Source organism: Streptomyces sp. NBC_00503 (genome assembly GCF_036346895.1).
Classification (GTDB): domain Bacteria; phylum Actinomycetota; class Actinomycetes; order Streptomycetales; family Streptomycetaceae; genus Streptomyces.
This window is the reverse complement of record NZ_CP107855.1, coordinates 5,062,426-5,079,684: the sequence shown is the minus strand read 5'-3', so window position 1 is coordinate 5,079,684 and position 17,259 is coordinate 5,062,426. Positions and strand designations below refer to the sequence as shown.

The 17,259-nt window shown below is 70.5% G+C and carries 19 protein-coding genes; 13 read left to right on the top strand and 6 right to left on the bottom strand.

Translation table 11 applies throughout. The features are described 5' to 3' along the window. Position 1: 1 nt before the first annotated feature. From OG490_RS23695 to OG490_RS23685, 3 genes are all read left to right on the top strand, one after another. Entirely contained in the window at positions 2-1,582 is a 1,581-nt protein-coding gene (locus tag OG490_RS23695) for an N-acyl-D-amino-acid deacylase family protein (RefSeq protein WP_330298288.1), read from the top strand. Between the two features lie 31 nt (positions 1,583-1,613). Continuing rightward, positions 1,614-2,624 carry a YdcF family protein gene (locus OG490_RS23690; protein WP_330298287.1) on the top strand — a complete coding sequence of 337 codons (1,011 nt, stop codon included), beginning with the start codon at positions 1,614-1,616 and terminating at the stop codon, positions 2,622-2,624. Between the two features lie 82 nt (positions 2,625-2,706). Continuing rightward, a complete protein-coding gene (locus tag OG490_RS23685; RefSeq protein ID WP_330298286.1) occupies positions 2,707-2,898 on the top strand; it encodes a hypothetical protein in 192 nt (63 codons plus the stop codon). 31 nt (positions 2,899-2,929) lie between these two features. Here the strand turns inward: OG490_RS23685 and OG490_RS23680 are convergent, their stop codons facing one another. Together OG490_RS23680 and OG490_RS23675 are read right to left on the bottom strand one after the other, a co-directional pair. After that, complete coding sequence (locus OG490_RS23680; protein WP_330298285.1) at positions 2,930-3,346, bottom strand: lipocalin/fatty-acid binding family protein; 417 nt, start codon at positions 3,344-3,346, stop codon at positions 2,930-2,932. Between the two features lie 188 nt (positions 3,347-3,534). After that, positions 3,535-4,011 carry a macro domain-containing protein gene (locus OG490_RS23675; RefSeq protein WP_330298284.1) on the bottom strand — a complete coding sequence of 159 codons (477 nt, stop codon included), beginning with the start codon at positions 4,009-4,011 and terminating at the stop codon, positions 3,535-3,537. A gap of 310 nt (positions 4,012-4,321) precedes the next feature. On the opposite strand from OG490_RS23675, the gene OG490_RS23670 reads away from it, so the two are divergent. Both OG490_RS23670 and OG490_RS23665 read left to right on the top strand, forming a co-directional pair. After that, positions 4,322-5,533: a PTS transporter subunit EIIC gene (locus OG490_RS23670; RefSeq protein WP_330301030.1), complete on the top strand. Its 1,212-nt coding sequence runs from the start codon at positions 4,322-4,324 to the stop codon at positions 5,531-5,533. Positions 5,534-5,535: 2 nt separating this feature from the next. Further along, positions 5,536-5,775, top strand: coding sequence for a DUF977 family protein (locus OG490_RS23665; RefSeq protein ID WP_330298283.1), 240 nt, complete (start codon positions 5,536-5,538; stop codon positions 5,773-5,775). Positions 5,776-5,881: 106 nt separating this feature from the next. Here OG490_RS23665 and OG490_RS23660 read toward each other — a convergent pair whose 3' ends face one another. Next, positions 5,882-6,115 (bottom strand): hypothetical protein, encoded by a 234-nt coding sequence (locus OG490_RS23660; RefSeq protein ID WP_330298282.1) that lies wholly within the window; start codon positions 6,113-6,115, stop codon positions 5,882-5,884. Between the two features lie 130 nt (positions 6,116-6,245). After that, complete coding sequence (locus OG490_RS23655) at positions 6,246-6,617, bottom strand: hypothetical protein (RefSeq protein ID WP_330298281.1); 372 nt, start codon at positions 6,615-6,617, stop codon at positions 6,246-6,248. Between the two features lie 279 nt (positions 6,618-6,896). On the opposite strand from OG490_RS23655, the gene OG490_RS23650 reads away from it, so the two are divergent. The 3 genes from OG490_RS23650 to OG490_RS23640 all read left to right on the top strand — a co-directional run bounded on the left by OG490_RS23650 (position 6,897) and on the right by OG490_RS23640 (position 9,274). Continuing rightward, positions 6,897-8,108, top strand: coding sequence for a pyridoxal phosphate-dependent aminotransferase (locus tag OG490_RS23650; protein ID WP_330298280.1), 1,212 nt, complete (start codon positions 6,897-6,899; stop codon positions 8,106-8,108). A gap of 101 nt (positions 8,109-8,209) precedes the next feature. Then, on the top strand, positions 8,210-8,605 hold the full coding sequence (locus tag OG490_RS23645) for an SCO4983 family protein (RefSeq protein WP_330298279.1): 396 nt from the start codon (positions 8,210-8,212) through the stop codon (positions 8,603-8,605). 309 nt (positions 8,606-8,914) lie between these two features. After that, positions 8,915-9,274 (top strand): hypothetical protein, encoded by a 360-nt coding sequence (locus OG490_RS23640; RefSeq protein WP_330298278.1) that lies wholly within the window; start codon positions 8,915-8,917, stop codon positions 9,272-9,274. A 10-nt stretch (positions 9,275-9,284) separates the two neighbouring features. Here OG490_RS23640 and OG490_RS23635 read toward each other — a convergent pair whose 3' ends face one another. Continuing rightward, the gene (locus OG490_RS23635) at positions 9,285-9,728 is read right to left on the bottom strand and encodes a hypothetical protein (RefSeq protein WP_330298277.1); all 444 of its coding nucleotides are present in this window, start codon (positions 9,726-9,728) and stop codon (positions 9,285-9,287) included. 143 nt (positions 9,729-9,871) lie between these two features. On the opposite strand from OG490_RS23635, the gene OG490_RS23630 reads away from it, so the two are divergent. Genes OG490_RS23630 through OG490_RS23615 form a run of 4 tightly spaced genes read left to right on the top strand, consistent with a single transcriptional unit; the run spans position 9,872 to position 14,374 of the window. Next, entirely contained in the window at positions 9,872-10,951 is a 1,080-nt protein-coding gene (locus OG490_RS23630) for a substrate-binding domain-containing protein (protein ID WP_330298276.1), read from the top strand. 15 nt (positions 10,952-10,966) lie between these two features. After that, positions 10,967-12,157: a toxic anion resistance protein gene (locus OG490_RS23625; protein WP_330298275.1), complete on the top strand. Its 1,191-nt coding sequence runs from the start codon at positions 10,967-10,969 to the stop codon at positions 12,155-12,157. After that, positions 12,154-13,782: a substrate-binding and vWA domain-containing protein gene (locus OG490_RS23620; protein ID WP_330298274.1), complete on the top strand. Its 1,629-nt coding sequence runs from the start codon at positions 12,154-12,156 to the stop codon at positions 13,780-13,782. The genes OG490_RS23625 and OG490_RS23620 overlap by 4 nt, the downstream gene beginning before the upstream one ends. Next, entirely contained in the window at positions 13,769-14,374 is a 606-nt protein-coding gene (locus tag OG490_RS23615; RefSeq protein WP_330298273.1) for a hypothetical protein, read from the top strand. The genes OG490_RS23620 and OG490_RS23615 overlap by 14 nt, the downstream gene beginning before the upstream one ends. Before the next feature lie 67 nt (positions 14,375-14,441). On the opposite strand, the gene OG490_RS23610 is transcribed toward OG490_RS23615, so the two are convergent. Then, the gene (locus tag OG490_RS23610) at positions 14,442-16,292 is read right to left on the bottom strand and encodes a phosphoenolpyruvate carboxykinase (GTP) (protein WP_330298272.1); all 1,851 of its coding nucleotides are present in this window, start codon (positions 16,290-16,292) and stop codon (positions 14,442-14,444) included. 218 nt (positions 16,293-16,510) lie between these two features. Here OG490_RS23610 and trhA point away from each other — a divergent pair, with 218 nt between their 5' ends. Further along, complete coding sequence (trhA, locus tag OG490_RS23605) at positions 16,511-17,200, top strand: PAQR family membrane homeostasis protein TrhA (RefSeq protein WP_330298271.1); 690 nt, start codon at positions 16,511-16,513, stop codon at positions 17,198-17,200. Positions 17,201-17,259: the final 59 nt, after the last annotated feature.

Genomic DNA, 17,259 nt, shown 5'->3' with positions numbered 1-17,259 from the left:
CGTGGACCTGGTCATCCGCGGGGCCCGCGTCGTCGACGGCACGGGCGGGCCCTCCTGCACCGCCGATGTCGGCGTCCACGCGGGCCGCATCGCCGAGGTGGGCAGGATCCGGGGCGGCGGGCGGGAGACCCTCGACGCCCACGGGCTGGTCCTGGCCCCCGGCTTCGTCGACATGCACGCCCACAGCGACCTGGCGCTGCTCCGCGATCCGGACCACAGCGCGAAGGCCGCCCAGGGCGTGACCCTCGAAGTCCTGGGGCAGGACGGCCTGTCGTACGCCCCCGTGGACGACCGGACCCTGACCGGGGTGCGGGCCGCCATCGCCGGCTGGAACGGCGCCGCGCCCGGCAGCACGGACATCGACTTCGACTGGCGGGACGTGGGCGGCTACCTCGACCGCCTCGACGCGCAGGGCATCGCCGTCAACGCCGCCTACCTCGTCCCCCAGGGCACCGTCCGCGCCCTCGTCGTGGGCTGGGGCGACCGGCCCGCGACCCCCGCCGAGCTCGACCGGATGCGCGCGCTCGTCGCCGAGGGCCTCGCGCAGGGCGCGGTGGGGATGTCCTCCGGGCTCACCTACACCCCCGGCATGTACGCGTCCGGCGCCGAGCTGACGGAGCTGTGCCGGGTGGTGGCCTCGTACGGGGGCTACTACTGCCCGCACCACCGCTCCTACGGGCGCGGGGCGCTCGCCGCCTACGCCGAGATGGTCGAGCTGACCCGCGAGGCCGGCTGCGCGCTGCACCTCGCGCACGCCACGATGAACTTCGGCGAGAACCAGGGCCGCGCCGGGGAGCTCCTGGGCCTCCTCGACCGCGCGCTGGCCGCCGGCGCCGACATCACCCTCGACAGCTACCCGTACACCCCGGGCTGCACCACCCTCGTCGCGCTGCTGCCCAGCTGGGCGAACGAGGGCGGTCCGGAGGCGGTCCTGGCCCGGCTGCGCGACGACGGCGAGGCCGAGCGGATCCGGTACGCGCTGGAGGTGGAGGGCGCCGACGGCTGCCACGGGGTGCCCGTGGACTGGTCGACGATCGAGATCGCCGGAACCACGGATCCGGCGAACGGGGCCCTGGTCGGCACCCGTCTGCCCGACTGGGAGACCGCCCGGCGGCTGCTGCTGGACGACCGGCTGGGGCCCAGCATCCTGCAGCACGTGGGGCACGAGGAGAACGTACGGGCGATCATGCGCCACCCGGTCCACACGGGCGGCTCGGACGGCATCCTCCAGGGCGCGAAGCCGCATCCCCGGGCGTACGGCACCTTCCCGCACTACCTCGGGCACTACGTGCGCGAGCTGGGCGTTCTCTCCCTGGAGGAGTGCGTCGCGCACCTGTCGGGACGCCCGGCGGCCCGGCTGCGGCTGCCCGACCGGGGGACCGTGCGGGTGGGCCACCGCGCGGACCTCGTCCTGTTCGATCCGCTGACGGTCGCGGCCGGGTCGACGTACGAGCGGCCGCGCGCGCTGCCGACCGGGATTCCGCACGTCCTGATCGACGGCCGTTTCGTGATGCGGGACGGGCTCAGGACAGACGTCCTGGCGGGGCGCGCGATCCGCCGGACGCCGCATGGTGGCCGCTAGATCTTCATACTTTCCACCTACGATGAGCGGCATGTACGCCTTTGTCCCTGCCGCGCTCTTCCTCGCCCTCTTCGGCCTGAGCGTCCGGGCCGACCGCCGGCGCTTTCGCAACGCGGTCTATCTGGGCCTCACCTTCATATTCGCGTCGATCGGGCTGCTGACCCTGGTGCCCGATCTGCCCCACGGCCTCGGCGGGATCATCGTCGCGCTGGTCTTCCTGGTCCCCGCCCTCGGTACGGTCGCACTCGGCGTCTTCCTGATCGGCAACGGCCTGACCATGGTCCGCAAGGAGGGCCGCCGCCCGGCCAACCTGCTCTCCTTCGTGGCGGGTGTGGGGATCTTCGCCCTGATCTCGTTCGTCCTGACCCTGGGCAACCAGGGCTCCCAGAGGTGGGACGCGGTGGTGGGGGGCGTGGTCTTCCTCGCCGGATACGTCTCCTTCCTCTTCCTCTGCTTCCTCGCCTACGCCTACCTCTACGGCCGGATCAAGGTGCGCGGGGACGTGGACTACGTGGTGATGCTGGGCTCCGGCCTGATCGGCGGCGACCGGGTCCCGCCGCTGCTGGCCTCCCGGCTGCGCAAGGGCATGGAGATCCACGACGCCCAGATCGCGCGGGGCGGCCGCGTACCGCTCCTGCTGACCTCGGGCGGCAAGGGGGCCGACGAGAAGGTCGCCGAGGCGCGGGCGATGGCCGACTGGCTGATCGCACAGGGCGTGCCGGACGACCACGTACGGCTGGAGGACCGCTCCCGCACGACGCAGGAGAACCTCGGGCTCAGCCGCGAGATCATGCTCGCCGGCGATCCCGGCTACCGCTGCGTGGTGGTCACCAACAACTTCCACGCCTTCCGCGCCGCGATGACCGCCCGCAAGGCCGGGGTGAACGGGCAGGTCCTGGGCTCGCCGACGGCGAAGTACTTCTGGCCGAGCGCGACGATCCGCGAGTTCGTCGCGGTGTTCTGGGAGCACAAGATCGCAAACCTCGGCATCTGCGGCGCGATCATCGCCCTGACGGCGACGCTGGCGGTCAACGCCGGGTGACGTCGGCGCCCGGGCCCGAGGTGCGTTCATGGCGTCACGGTCGGAGGATGGGGCCAGGGGGCGGCACCAGGAGGAGGCAGCCATGGACAGTGAAGCGGACCAGCAGCCCAAGACCAAGGGCCCGGCCAAGCTCTACTCGGGCGGGGAGCGCCCGTACGACCCCGAGGACCTCGTCATGGCGAGCGGCCGGGACGTGACTCCGGAGCGGGTCAAGAAGGCCCGCGAAATGATGGAGAAGGAAGGCCCGGCAGCGATCGAGCGCTACCTCCCGTAGGTACGTGCATACGGACGTATCCGAGGCGGGGTCAGCCGATGCGCTTGTAGGCGCAGGTGAAGGTGGCCCCGCCGAAGGAGAAGACCTTCGTCATGCCCTGGGGCGCGGGGGTCCACAGGACAGTGATCGCCCCTCCCCCTTCGAGCAGGTCCACCTCCACCAGCCCCTGGTCCCCGGACCCGGTGAAGGTGGTCTTCGCGTCGAGCTCGGCCTCGTTCTTCCAGCCGAACCCCACCCCGAGCTCGAACTCCTGGATGATGGTCCGCAGAGCGGTCCGCACTCTCAGCCGATAGCCCGTCGCGGTCGCGGTGAACTCGTCCACCGGCGCGGCACTCACCGCCAGGGCCCGCTGGGCCGGGCCCATGCCGACCGCGCCGAGGTAGGCGTCGTAGTGCTCCGGCGAGGTCAGCTCGAACTTGCCGATGAGATGGGGAATGTCCTCTGCCATAGGTCCCACTCCTACCGAAACCGCAGGTCAGACGGCAAATGGCAGCGGTCTGGGTGGCCGGAAACCGAATGGCGACACGCAGGCATATGAGATGACCTGTACTGCCGGATTGGCTTCATCGCCACCGATTCGTCCGGAACGGAAAAGGCCGGATTTCCCGTCACCCGTTGGGGTGGACACGCCACGGCTCAGCCGAAGTCGTACACCGTGACGGGTATGTCCTTCGCGCACAGGCGGGCGCTGATCAGTGGCTCGACGCGGGACCACTTTCCGCCCGCCAGGCCGCAGCCGATGCGGGGCATGTGGACCGAGGCGTCCAGCTCGGCGGCGCGGGTGGCCAGGGTGGCCAGGCAGCGGTCGATCGCCTCGTAGCGGACGGGCGGGCCCGCACTGCCGGTGCGGATGCCCCGTTGGCCGATCATGTTCGCGACCCAGAGGTCCGGGAGGACCTGGACGAGCTGGACCGCGCCCAGCGCGAAGTCGTTCCCGCTGCGTCCCCGGTGCCAGGCCCGGAACTCGGCTTCCGGCCCGCTCCAGCGCTTCGAGAGCGCGAGGACGAAGCCCTTCCCCCAGCCCCCGAGGTCGTTGCACACGTGCGCGACGATCTTCGGCCCCTTGGCCTGCGGGCTGGTCGCGTCCCCCCGGACGATCTTCAGCTGCGACATCGGCCTCACCCCTTCCCCCTCTTGCGGAAGGTACCCGGACCCGCTGACAACGCCGGAAGGCACCTGTCCCGCAAGGCTTGCGACCCCACCCTGCGGGCCTTAGGTCCACAGTCCGCGCAGCAGCAGGTTTATGCGGTTTTAACCGTGTTACAACTGGACTACCGCGCCGCAAATAGCGCATTTCCCCCCGCTGTTGCCCAGCCCACACAAGCGCTGCCCTTCCTTGGCAACACACCTGGTTTCCTCTGGAGGAAGCACCGTGAGTACAGCCGAGCAGACGGCCCCGTCTGCCAAGAAGAACTCCGCCGTCATGGCGGTCATGCAGCGCCTCGGCCGCAGCCTCATGCTGCCGATCGCCGTGCTGCCGGCCGCCGCGCTGCTGATGCGCTTCGGCAACGCCGACATGCTCGGCAGCGAGTCCCTGCCGGGCTGGGTGAACGAGATAGCCAAGTACATGGCGGCCGGCGGCAACGCCGTCTTCGGCAACCTGGCCCTGCTGTTCGCCGTCGGCATCGCGGTCGGCTTCGCCAAGAAGTCCGACGGCTCCACCGGCCTCGCGGCCGTCGCCGGCTACGTGGTCTTCTCCAACGTGCTGGGCACCTTCACCGACGGCAACGTCCCGCAGGTCGAGAAGGTCGTCGACCACCAAGTCGCCCTGGTCAACGCCCCGGTCAACGCCGGTGTCCTCGGCGGCGTCGTGATGGGCATCATCACCGCCCTGCTCTACCAGAAGTTCTACCGGACCAAGCTGCCCGACTGGGCGGGCTTCTTCGGCGGCCGCCGCCTCGTCCCGATCCTGTCCTCCTTCGCGGGCCTGGTCACCGGCATCGTCTTCGGTCTCATCTGGCCGGTGCTCGGCAAGGGCATCCACGGCCTCGGCGAGTGGCTGGTCAACTCCGGCTCCGTCGGCGCGGGCATCTTCGGTGTCGTCAACCGCTCGCTGATCCCGGTCGGCATGCACCACCTGATCAACTCCTTCCCGTGGTACCAGGCCGGCGAGTACAACGGCGCCCACGGCGACATCAACCGCTTCCTCGCCGGTGACCCCACGGCCGGACAGTTCATGACCGGCTTCTTCCCGATCATGATGTTCGCCCTCCCGGCGGCCTGCCTCGCGATCGTCCACTGCGCCCGCCCCGAGCGCCGCAAGGTCGTCGGCGGCATGATGTTCTCCCTCGCGCTCACCGCCTTCGTCACGGGCATCACGGAGCCCATCGAGTTCACCTTCATGTTCATCGCCCCGGTCCTCTACGCGATCCACGCGGTCCTGACCGGCGTCTCGATGGCGCTCACCTGGTCCCTCGGGATGAAGGACGGCTTCGGCTTCTCGGCCGGCGCCATCGACTTCGTCCTCAACCTCGGCATCGCGTCCAACCCGTGGGGCCTGGCCGGCATCGGCCTCTGCTTCGCGGCGGTGTACTACTTCGTCTTCCGCTTCGCCATCACCAAGTGGAACCTCCCCACCCCGGGCCGCGAGTCCGACGAGGAGCTCGCCGAGATCCTGAAGGCCGAGGCGAAGTAACCGTGTCCGAGCCGCGCACTCCCGGTCAGGGGATGCCCTGCGGGGAACGGCGGGAACTGATCGCCGGCGTGGCGCGGGAACAGGGTCGCGTCTGGGTCGCGGACCTCGTACGGGACCTCGGCGTCAGCCGGATGACGATCCACCGCGACCTCAAGCAGCTGGCGGCCGAGGGCCGCGTGGTGCGGGTCCGGTCCGGGGCAACCTCCCGGACCGGACCGGGCGGCCGGAACTGGTCGGCCTGACGGCCCGCTCCCCCGCCATTGAAGAGCCCCGCGGCGGGCGCACCACCCACGAGGTGGCAGCGCCCGCCGCGGGGCTCTTAGCCGTCCGGGGCCAAGCCGCCTGCGGCTAGAGGTACTCGCGGGCGAACTCCACCGCCCATTCGACCGCCGCCACCGGGACGCTGCCCGAGGAGGGGTCGACGGTGAGGCAGGCGGACTCCCAGTCCTTGTCGTGCTCGCGGTGGATGGCGAAGACGGCCGGGGCCTCGGCCCCGTGCACCGTGGCCCAGAACTCGATCGCCCGGTCGTCCCCGTACGAACCCAGCGCCTCGATCACCATGTCCCCGATCGTGAACTCCACTGCCCCACCCCTCAAACGATCTCGGACGGCAAGCCTCCACCGGGGCCGACCGGGCCGCATGAGTGCGCGTACTCATGCCACGTACCTAGATGGGCAGGCCTCAGGCGGCCGGACCGCGGACCGGCAGGGCTCAGCCCGCCGCCAGCAGGCGGCGCCAGCGGGGCCGCTCCGTCACCAGGCAGGCCGCCGCGAGCACGGTCACCGCGGCCGCCGCCCAGAGCGGCCAGGCGGCCCAGGACGCGGCCACCGCGGCGGCCAGCTGCAGCAGGACCAGGGCGATCGTCACCGCACCCGGGACCGGGACCATCACCTGCGCCTTGTCCCCCGGGGTGGCGAAGACGGTCGGGAGGCCGATCAGCAGCACCACACCGGCCACCGCCGCCGCCACCGACCAGCCGGCCAGCGCCCAGGGGGTGGCCACCCAGGCGCACAACTCCGTCGCGAACCGCAATACCGAGGCCAGGTCCGCCTTCGGCCCGCCCGCTCTCCCCTTGCCGCTCATCTCCCGCGCCCCCCGCTCTCCTTGATCACCGACGTGCGCCGTCGCGCGCCGCGCACACCCTAGGAGCAGACAGGGTGACGAGCGCAACACCGGTCCGGTGCCCACTCCCGCCCCCACTCATTCCGCAGGCCGGAGCGCGGGGCCGGCCCCGGTTTCCAAGGGTGCGTGCCGCTCACACCCGGCCTTCGCGCGAAAGGGGACATATCGGTCCACCGTCCGCCCCTCCACTTCGGAGCGAATACCGGAGCGCACCCGCACGCGGACCCGTAAGCTCCCGTCATGCAGGTGATCCAGTCAACGAAACTCGCCAATGTCTGCTACGAGATCCGCGGCCCCGTGCTCGAAGAGGCGATGCGGCTCGAAGCAGCAGGTCATCGCATCCTCAAGCTCAACACCGGCAACCCCGCGGCCTTCGGCTTCGAGTGCCCGCCGGAGATCCTTGAGGACATCCTCCGCAACCTGGGCAACGCCCACGGGTACGGGGACGCGAAGGGCCTGCTCTCGGCGCGCCGCGCGGTGATGCAGCACTACCAGACCAAGGGCATCGAGCTCGACGTCGAAGACGTCTACATCGGCAACGGCGTCTCCGAGCTGATCCAGATGTCGATGCAGGCGCTGCTCGACGACGGCGACGAGGTGCTCGTCCCGGCGCCGGACTATCCGCTGTGGACCGCTTCCGTCAGCCTGGCCGGCGGCACCGCCGTGCACTACCGGTGCGACGAGCAGTCCGACTGGATGCCGGACCTCGCCGACATCGAGCGCAAGGTCACCGACCGCACCCGCGCCATCGTGATCATCAACCCGAACAACCCGACCGGCGCCGTCTACGACGACGAGATGCTGCGCGGGCTGACGGACATCGCCCGCCGCCACAACCTGATCGTGTGCTCGGACGAGATCTACGACCGGATCCTCTACGACGGCGCCACCCACACGAACACCGCCGCGATCGCCCCGGACCTGCTGACGCTCACCTTCAACGGGCTCTCCAAGAACTACCGCGTCGCCGGCTACCGGTCCGGCTGGATGGCCGTGTGCGGGCCCAAGAAGCACGCCTCGTCCTACATCGAGGGTCTGACGATCCTGGCGAACATGCGCCTGTGCGCGAACATGCCCTCCCAGCACGCCATCGCCACCGCGCTCGGCGGACGCCAGTCGATCAACGACCTGGTCCTGCCCGGCGGACGGATCCTGGAGCAGCGCGACACGGCGTACGACCTGCTGACGCAGATCCCCGGCATCACCTGCGTGAAGCCCAAGGGCGCGCTGTACCTCTTCCCGAAGCTCGACCCCTCGGTCTACAAGATCAAGGACGACCGGCAGATGGTCCTCGACCTGCTGCGCGAGGAAAAGATCATGGTCGTGCACGGTACGGGCTTCAACTGGCCCGAGCCCGACCACTTCCGCATCGTGACCCTGCCCAACGCGAAGGATCTGGCCGACGCGGTGACCCGGATCGGGAACTTCCTGGAGGGCTACAGCCAGCCGTAGGGCGCGACGCGCGGCCCGACACGCCGCGCGTCCAAGATTCAACTCAACTTTAGACCGAATCCAATGTAGGATGGTCTCCTGACCACGCAGGAGGCCACCTCATGTACGAGCCGATCCGGACCAAGCCGGTCGATCCCCGCATGGGCGGCCGCCCCACCACCGAGTACCCGCGCAGCAGCCGCGCCGAAGCGCTGGACATCCAGCTCGGCGGCCACCTCGCCGCGCTGCTCGCCGTCACCGACGAGCTGGGGCTCGACGAGGCGGCCGTGGAGATCGCCCTCCAGGTGACCCGGCTGCGCGGTGCGCAGCCCACCCGCGCACCCCACCACCCCGGCCAGGCCCCCGAGAACGCCGCCCCGCTGCACCAGCGGGCCCACGACCTCGCCGCCCGCGCCCTGCTCGTCGCCGCGTCCCGCGCCGACACCACCGTCGCGATCCTCGCCGCCGAGCGCATGGACGCACACACCGCCGCGCTCGACCTCGTCGGCGCCCACTGACGGCCCCGGTCCGGGGCCGCGGAGGCTCCGGACCGGGCGCCATTGCCCTGCGGGGCTGGACCTGTAACCCGTTTCTGGTGCGGCTCGGAGCCCGGAAAGACCTGGGGCTCCGCCCCGGACCCCGCGCCTCAAACGCCGGCGGGGCTGGATCGTAAGCGTCGGCGGGGCTGAGATTGCCCGGCGGGGGTGTGATTGCCCGCCGAGGCCGGGATTGCCCGGCGAAGCCGGGATTTCCCGCCGGGGGTAGCGGGCTTTCCCCGCAGCCGGTACAACATGTCTGACAACTGCCTTGCCGGGGGGAACCAGACGATGCACCAGCCGAACGTCATGCGCCGCGCCGGGGTCGTCCTGGCCCTGCTGCTCGGGACCGCGCTCTTCGCGGGGCCGGTGGCCGCCGAGGCCGCTCCTCGGGCCCAACAGGCCTCGTACGCACAGCAGTTGCCGCAGCAGCGCTCCGCGTCGGTCGGCAGCGGGACCTGGCTCGTCCAGGGGCACCCGGCCAAGGCTCCCGAGTCGACGACCGGGAAGCCGAAGAAGTCCAAGAAGTCCAAGAAGAAGGGCTTCAAGGCGTTCGGGATCGTCCTCCTCGTCATCGCCATCGTCTTCATCGTGCTCGTGGGCCTGCTCATCTGGTACTTCGTGCAGCGGCGCAACCGCCGGGGTCACTGAACCTCCGCAGTCACGGCGCCGGCGCAGCCGCGGTGAACTCGGCTGCCGTGAACTCCGCCGCCGCGACCCCGCACCACGGGACCGTGTCCGGGGGCCAGACCGGCCCCAGGGAGGTTCCGTGTTCCGTCGCCCCCGGGGCCACGCCCGGGATCTTCACCAGGGCCTGGGCCCAGCGGTCGCCCGGAGCCCGGGTCTCCTTCTCGCGGAACTCCACGGTGACCACGTAGGCCCCCGCGCCCGGGAAGCGGTTCACCGCCTCCACCGAGGCCACGACACGGCGGCTCGCCGGATCGATACGGCAGTCGGTGATCCGTACGTCCTCCCGCGCCGCCGAGCCGGGCCGCGGCGCCGGCGCGCCCCCGGCCCACACGTACAGCCCCAGCGGGGCGAAGACCATCATTCCCGCCACACACACCAGGGCGACCAGCCAGCCCTGCCACTTCAACGCGCTCACGGCCATGGCACGATCCTCCCGGCCGCCCGCCCCGGTCACCAGCACCCACGGAGTCACACAGCATTTCGAAGTGGGACCGCCTGGCCACCCCCCGTTCATTCAACTCAGCGCGGAATGTGGGTTTCCGCGAGCACTCTGCACCCGTGAGACGCATCCTAGGAATCGCCCTGGCGGTCCTCCTGATCGGCGGCGTGATAGCCGCCATCGCTCTCGGGGGCAAGAAGCCGGAGGGCACGGCAACGAAGACCGTGCATGGCGTCATCGGTTCGGAGAAGTCCGAGTTCTTCCGCGACCCCGACGTCGTCAAGGCCCTGAAGGACAAGGGCTACACCGTGAAGACGGAGACCTCGGGCTCCTGGGCGATGGACCAACTCGCCCTCAAGGAGTTCGACTTCGCCTTCCCCAGCAGCAATGAGCCGGCCGCCGAGATCGAGGCCGCGGCCGGGGTGAAGGGCGCCCAGACCACCAAGCCCTTCTTCTCCCCGCTCGTGGTCATCGCCCGCGCCAACGCCGCCAAGGTCCTCACCGACCACGGCCTCGCGAAGATGACGGGCAAGAACACCGGCACGCTCCTCCTCGGCCCCTACCTGAAGGCCGCGGTCGGGCAGAAGAGCTGGCAGGAACTCCAGGGAGGCACCAGCGCCTTCCCCGAGCTGAACGGCACGGTGTTCATCCGGACCACCGATCCGGCCACCTCCAACTCGGGCGCGCTCTTCCTCGCCACGACCTCCAACGTCGCCAACAACTCCACCGTCGTCTCCGACGACGCCGGAATCGAGCGCACCGCACCCCTGATGCGCAAGATGATCTCCGTCCAGGGCGCCCAGCCGCAGTCCACCGACGACCCCTTCCGGGCCTTCCTCAGCGGCAGCGGCGAACCGCTCATCCTCGCCTACGAGTCCCAGGTGGCCAGCCTGCTCCTCCAGAAGCAGGATCCGGGCGACATGGTGGTCCTCTACCCGGACACCACCGTCAACTCCCCGCACACCTACGTGCCGATCAGCGAGAACGCCAAGGACCTCGGCGCCCTCCTGGTCTCCGACCCGGCCCTGCGCGCGCTGGAGATCCGCCACGGGTTCCGGCCGCAGGAGGGGCTGGCGGAGTTCACCGCCGCGACCACGCCGTACACCGCGTACCTCAACCCGGGGCTGACCGGCATCCGCCAGGTCGGCGCCCCGACCGTCAAGATCCTGATGGCGCTGGCCGCGCGCGCCAAGGGATAGGGGGGACACCACACGATGACACTGACACACCCCGACGAGGGCGCAGACAGCCCGCTCGTCCTCACCCCTCCCGAGCCCGTCGCCCCCGTCAAGCGGGAGCAGGCCTCCAGCCTCGTACCGCTCCAGGACGGGGTGCGCGACGAGATGGCCCGCCGGGCCGGGGAGTACGTCGGCTCGCTGGCCGGCATCGACAGCCGCTCCCCCGAGTTCGCCACCCGCATCGGGGAGATCACGGGCCTGGGCTCCGCCGACATCCGCAGCGCCGCCCAGCAGTCCAACCGGATGCTGGACCGCGCCGTACGCTCCCTGGGCGCGGACGGCGGCGGCGACGCCCAGGGCCGCGTGGCGAACTCCCTGGTCGAACTGCGGCGCACCGTCGTGGACCTGGATCCGAGCGACTCCCCGGCCAAGGGGTTCGGCAAGCTCCTCTCGAAGCTCCCCGGCGGGAACAGGTTCCGCGACCACGTGGCCAAGTACGCCTCCTCCCAGGCGACCCTCAACCGGATCGTCGGCTCCCTGCGCGGCGGCCAGGACGAGCTGCGCCGCGACAACGCGGCCCTGCACACCGAGCGGGCCCGGCTGTGGGAGACCATGGGCAAGCTCCAGGAGTACGCGGTGCTCACCGAGGCCCTGGACGCGGCCGTCGAGCAGCGGATCTCCGGCGAGGGCGACCCCGGGCAGGCCGACGCGCTCCGCGTCGACGTGCTCTTCCCCGTCCGGCAGAAGCACCAGGACCTGCTGACCCAACTGGCCGTCTGCGCCCAGGGATACCTGGCGATGGACGTGGTTCGGCGCAACAACGACGAGCTGATCAAGGGCGTCGAGCGGGCCGCGACCACCACGGTGTCCGCGCTGCGGATCGCCGTGATGCTGGCCTCGGCGCTCGAGAACCAGAAGCTGGTGATCAAGCAGATCGACACCCTGCGCGACACCACCGAAGACCTCATCCGGGGCAACGCGGAGATGCTGTCCACGCAGAGCGGGGAGATCCAGCGGATCGCCGCCGACCCGGCGGTCGGGGCCGAGACCCTGCGGACGGCCTTCGCGCAGATCTACAAGACCCTCGACGCCATCGACACCTTCAAGGTGCAGGCGACGGAGAACATGGCGGCCACCGTGGAGTCCCTGACCGGCGAGCTCCAGTCCGCCTCGGCGTACCTGGCGCGCACCCGCACCGCGAGCGCCCTCGAAGGGGGCGGGCGATGAGCATCCGCGGCGCCGTGGTGCGCAGACGGCTCGCCACCGCGGTGGCACTGGCCGCCACCCTGCTCGGGGCGGGCGCCTGCACCTCCGAGAGCGGCTCCGGCGGCTCCGGCGGGCCGAAGCAGTCGGTGTACCAGGAGGGCAAGCTGCGGGTCCTGGCCTCCAGCGAACTCTCCGACATGGACGAGGTGTTGAAGGAGGCCAAGAAGGCCACCGGGGTGAGCGTCGAGCTGACCATGTCGGGCACCCTGGACGCGGTCGAGCAGATCGCCACGGGCAAGGCGGACGGGAAGTACGACGCCGTCTGGCTCTCCTCCAACGACTACCTGCGGCTGCGGCCGGAGGCGGCCGGCAAGCTGTCGAGCGAGACCCCGGTGATGTCCTCGCCGGTCGCCATCGGTGTGAAGCCGCAGGCGCTGGCCCGGCTCGGGTGGAAGCCCGAGGAGGTCACCTGGTCGGCGGTCCACGAGGCCGTGGCCGCCGGGAAGCTGACGTACGGGATGACCGATCCGGTGCGCTCCAACTCCGGTTTCTCCGCGCTGATCTCGGTCGCCTCGGGGCTGTCGGGCGCGCAGGCGGCGCTGACCGACGCGGACGTGGCGAAGGCGCAGCCGAAGCTGAAGGAGTTCTTCACCGGGCAGAAGCTGACCTCCGGCTCCTCGGGCTGGCTGGCGACGGCGTACGAGAAGCGCGGGGACGTGGACGCGCTGGTGAACTACGAGTCGGTGCTGCTGTCCATGAACCGGGACGCGAAGACGGACCTGACGGTGATCCGGCCGCTCGACGGGGTGGTCACCGCCCACTACCCGCTGACCCTGCTGACCTCGGCCCCGGCCGGGGCCCGCGAGTCGGGCCGGGCGCTGACCGAGTACCTGAGCGGGGCCGCGGCCCAGAAGTCGATCACCGAGAAGACCTTCCGCCGTCCGGTGGCGGCCGGAGTGGCCCCGGCGGCCGGGCTGAACGCGGACAAGCGGCGCGAGCTCCCCTTCCCGGGCACCCGCTCGGTGGCGGACGGGCTGCTGGCCTCCTACGAGAACGAGCTGCGCCGGCCCTCGCGCACGGTGTACGTGCTGGACACCTCGGGCTCGATGGGCGACGACAACCGCATCGGGCGGCTGAAGGACGCGCTCACCGACCTGACGGGTACGGGGACTTCGGGGACCGGGCAGCGGTTCCGGGACCGCGAGGAGGTGACGCTCCTGCCGTTCGGCGACAAGGTGAAGAAGGTACTGACGCATGTGGTGGAACCGGGCAATCCGGGACCGGCCCTGGACGCGATCCGGGGGGACGTGAAGGCGCTCGAGCCGGACGGGGGCACCGCGATCTACGGCAGCCTGGAAGCGGCGTACCAGCAGCTGGGGCAGGGCAACGCGGAGGCCTTCACCTCGATCGTGCTGATGACGGACGGCGAGAACACCGAGGGCGTCGGGGCCAAGCACTTCGACACCTTCTACGCCGGGCTGCCGGAGGCGCAGAAGCACACGCCGGTCTTCGCGGTGCTCTTCGGGGACTCGGACCGCAAGGAGCTCGGCCACATCACCGAACTGACCGGCGGACGGCTCTTCGACGCCACCGGCGGCAACGGTTCACTGAACGGAGCCTTCGAGGAGATCCGTGGCTACCAATAGGCTCCTCGGATACCTGGAATCTAAGAAGAACCTGGCCGGCAGCGCCTGCGGACTCCTCGGCCTGGGCCTGACCCTCACCGGGGTCGCCGGCACCTACTGGCCCGCGGTGGTCGCCGGGCTGTACGCGGCGGGCGCGCTCATCGCCCCGCCGGACCTGCCCGAGCCCCCCAGGCCCCCGGAGCCCGCCGAGGAACTGGGCTTCGTACGGGAGGACTTCGCGCGGCTGCGGGAGTACGTGGCCGAGGTGGACCTGCCGGCGGAGCCGGCCGGGGTGCTGGCCGGGCTGCTGGAGCTCTACGCGGCGATGCTGGAGCCGGGCTGGGTGGCCGGCGTACTGGCCACCGATCCGGAGGCGGTGCACGCGCTGACGCGGGCGATCCGCACGGACGTGCCCGAGTGCGTGGACACCTACAACCGGACCCGCTGGTGGACCCGGCTCACGCCGGGCGGCGAATCACCGGAGCGCCACCTGGAGCGGCAGCTGTCGCTGCTGCGCGAGGAGGCGGAACGCCAGACGGCGGACCTCCGTGAAACGGAGGCCCGCCGTCAGCAGACGCACACGACCTATTTGGAAGGTCGCAGGGAATCCTAGGTCGGGGAATCCCGCGTCAGCCCGCGGCCGGGGACAGCCGGCTGCGGGAGTTCATTGGTGCCGGGGCTCAGCCCAGACGCTCGACGAGCGCCTCGTACTGGTCCCACAGTTCCTTGGGCGTGTGGTCGCCGTAGGTGTTCAGGTGCGCCGGGACCAGGGAGGCCTCGTCGCGCCAGACCTCCTTGTCGACCGTGAGCAGGAACTCCAGGTCGGAGGCGGGCAGGTCCAGGCCGTCGGTGTCCAGGGAGGCGACGGTCGGCAGGATGCCGATCGGGGTCTCGACGCCCTCGGCGGTGCCTTCGAGGCGCCCGACGATCCACTTCAGGACGCGGCTGTTCTCGCCGAAGCCCGGCCACACGAACTTGCCCGCGTCGTTCTTGCGGAACCAGTTCACGTAGTAGATCTTCGGGAGCTTGGACTGGTCCTTGTCCTTGGCGACGTCGACCCAGTGGCCCATGTAGTCGCCCATGTTGTAGCCGCAGAAGGGCAGCATGGCGAAGGGGTCGCGGCGCAGCTCGCCGACCTTGCCCTCGGCGGCGGCGGTCTTCTCGGAGGCGATGTTCGAACCGATGAAGACGCCGTGGTTCCAGTCGAAGGACTCGGTGACCAGCGGCACGGCGGAGGCGCGGCGGCCGCCGAAGAGGATCGCGGAGATCGGGACGCCCTTGGGGTCCTCCCACTCGGGGGCGATCGTCGGGCACTGCGAGGCCGGGACGGCGAAGCGGGCGTTGGGGTGGGCCGCCGGGGTCTCGGACTCCGGGGTCCAGGCGTTGCCCTTCCAGTCGATCAGGTGGGCGGGCGCCTCTTCGGTCATGCCCTCCCACCAGACGTCGGAGCCGTCGGGGGTGAGCGCGACGTTGGTGAAGACGGTGTTGGCGTACATCGTCTTCATGGCGTTGGCGTTGGTGTGTGCGCCGGTGCCGGGGGCGACGCCGAAGAAGCCGGCCTCGGGGTTGATCGCGTAGAGGCGGCCGTCCTCGCCGAAGCGCATCCAGGCGATGTCGTCGCCGACGGTCTCGACGGTCCAGCCGGGGACGGTCGGCTCCAGCATGGCCAGGTTGGTCTTGCCGCAGGCGGACGGGAAGGCTGCGGCGATGTACTTGGCCTCGCCCTCGCCGGCCGGCGGGGTGAGCTTGAGGATCAGCATGTGCTCGGCGAGCCAGCCCTCGTCGCGGGCCATGACGGACGCGATGCGCAGGGCGTAGCACTTCTTGCCGAGGAGGGCGTTGCCGCCGTAGCCCGATCCGTAGGACCAGATCTCGCGGGTCTCCGGGAAGTGCGAGATGTACTTGGTGGTGTTGCAGGGCCACGGCACGTCGGCCTGGCCTTCGGCGAGCGGGGCGCCGAGGGTGTGGACGGCCTTGACGAAGAACCCGTCGGTGCCGAGCTCGTCGAGGACGGCCTGGCCCATGCGGGTCATGGTGCGCATGGCGACGGCGACGTAGGCGGAGTCGGTGATCTCGACGCCGATGGCGGAGAGTTCCGAGCCCAGGGGGCCCATGCAGAAGGGCACGACGTACATCGTGCGGCCCTTCATGGAGCCGCGGAAGATGCCGCCCTCTTCGCCCTTGCCGGCGAAGAGCTCCTTCATCTCGGCGGGGGCCTTCCAGTGGTTGGTCGGGCCCGCGTCCTCCTCCTTCTCGGAGCAGATGAAGGTCCGGTCCTCGACGCGCGCGACGTCGGAGGGGTCGGAGGCGGCGTAGTACGAGTTCGGGCGCTTGGCCGGGTCCAGCTTCTTGAAGGTGCCCTGGGAGACGAGCTCGTCGCACAGAGCCTCGTACTCGGCCTCGGACCCGTCACACCAGACGATGCGGTCCGGCTGGGTGAGGGCTGCGATGTCGCCGACCCAGGAGACGAGCTCCTGGTGCTTGGTCGGGACGTCGGAAGTAGTGGTGGGAGCCGCGATGTCGCGCGCCACGATCGCTCCTTGTTGAGGGGTTGTTTGGTGTTGCCCCGTGGGGGCTGCGACCCGGACGCTTCGCGCATCGCTCATCCGGTGCCGACCGCACTCATCTGATCATCCGGTGGATGTGCGCATATGTCCAGGGGGCCTCTCACGTGAGCATTGCCACTCCGGTCAATCTTCCGTAAAGCGCACTAACGGAAACCTACGCAAGCGTAGGTAGCATGGTCGGCATGACTTCTGATGCCGCCGCCGTGGCCGAATCGGCAGCCGGGCCCGGGACCGAACCTGAGGCCAAGCCGCTGATGCGCGGCTGGCTGCACACCGGAATGTTCCCCGCCGTGGTGATCGCCGGCCTCGTCCTGATGGCCTTCACCGACTCGACCCGGGCCCGGGTGGCGTGCGGGGTGTACATCCTCACCGCGTGCCTGCTCTTCGGAGTCAGCGCCGTGTACCACCGCGGTACGTGGGGTCCGCGCGGCGAAGCCATCCTGCGGCGGCTCGACCACGCCAACATCTTCCTGATCATCGCGGGCACCTACACCCCGCTGACCGTGCTGCTCCTGCCGGACTCCTCCGGGCGGACCCTGCTCTGGGCCGTCTGGATCGCGGCCGCGGCCGGCATCGCCTTCCGCGTCTTCTGGGTCGGCGCCCCGCGCTGGCTGTACACGCCCTGCTACATCGCCATGGGCTGGGCGGCGGTCTTCTTCCTCCCCGAGTTCATGCGCACCGGCGGCATCGCCGTCCTGGTCCTGGTGATCGTCGGCGGCCTCCTCTACAGCGTCGGCGGAGTCATCTACGGCATGAAGCGCCCGGACCCCTCCCCGCGCTTCTTCGGCTTCCACGAGGTCTTCCACTCCCTGACCCTGGCCGCCTTCGTCGCGCACTACGTCGGCATCTCGATCGCCGCGTACCAGCACTGAGTGACGGCGGCAGCGAAGGGCTCCGCGGAGTGCCGGGACACGGCAGTGCGACGGGCCGG